The organism is Synechococcus lacustris str. Tous, from assembly GCF_003011125.1.
GTDB lineage: Bacteria > Cyanobacteriota > Cyanobacteriia > PCC-6307 > Cyanobiaceae > Synechococcus_D > Synechococcus_D lacustris.
The window spans coordinates 1-812 of sequence record NZ_PXVC01000258.1; the positions used below are offsets into that span (position 1 = coordinate 1).

Sequence of the window (812 nt, forward strand, 5' to 3'; positions counted from 1 at the left end):
CTCTAATTGCAACCCAGCGCAATAGCGCATCTCCACAGTGGTTTCACCAGGGCAGTTGAGTTTGGTTGGTTGGGCCCTAGCAGCAGTAGATGGCAGCAGCAACAGGCCTAGTAGCAATAGCGTTTTCATAGATTCTTTAGCCCCTTGAGCAGCGTACGGCTAGTTGCTGGTTGGGTCCAAGTGCAATTCAGCGATAAATTGCCTAAGGCTCAAAGGGTTGGGTTTATTCCCACAGGCACAGGCGCCGCGTAGAACCCGATGAATGGATCGCCGAACGCAGTGAGAGCGATAAAAGGAAGAGGGCTCAAGCAAGCTTTTCAATTGCGTCGAATCAAGATTTCCTAGACTCAAGCCACGCAAATCAGTCTTACGGGGTTCTTTGCGGACAACCAGGATCCTGGGTTTGCCTCCCGTAGCTCGCTGCTTAGATTTTTCGTGGCTTCACCGATCACCTCCAGGTTGCGGATAACTCCGTCTTGGATTAGGCGAGAATCCAGGAAAGCTTGCTTCCCTGCGGCTGTGTACTCGGCGATGCGTTCCAAGCAGTCGCGAATGCTTTCGATGTAAAGAAGATCTTTATTCAAAGCTTCAAAGCCTGATCCAAGATCTGCCTGCGAATGAGCGGATGCAATGTTTCCACTTCGGTGACATCCACCGAACAGCCCAGTAAGTCCTCGAGGTCTTGGCGCAAACCAATCAACCCCAGCAGTGACTGCTCTGCAGCCAGGTCAACCAGCAAATCGAGGTCGCTATCAGAGTGCTCCCAGCCCGTGGCGATAGGTCCATAGATCCTCAGGTTGGATGCGCCATGG

Annotated in this window: 2 protein-coding genes; both read right to left on the bottom strand. The window is 52.5% G+C overall.

Going from position 1 to position 812, the window contains the following annotated elements; genetic code table 11:
- Positions 1-347: 347 nt before the first annotated feature.
- Positions 348-584 (bottom strand): HepT-like ribonuclease domain-containing protein, encoded by a 237-nt coding sequence (locus C7K08_RS14760; RefSeq protein ID WP_106501200.1) that lies wholly within the window; start codon positions 582-584, stop codon positions 348-350.
- The coding region (locus C7K08_RS14765) for a nucleotidyltransferase domain-containing protein (RefSeq protein ID WP_106501201.1) at positions 581-812 on the bottom strand (232 nt) is incomplete at its 5' end. The genes C7K08_RS14765 and C7K08_RS14760, both read right to left, overlap by 4 nt.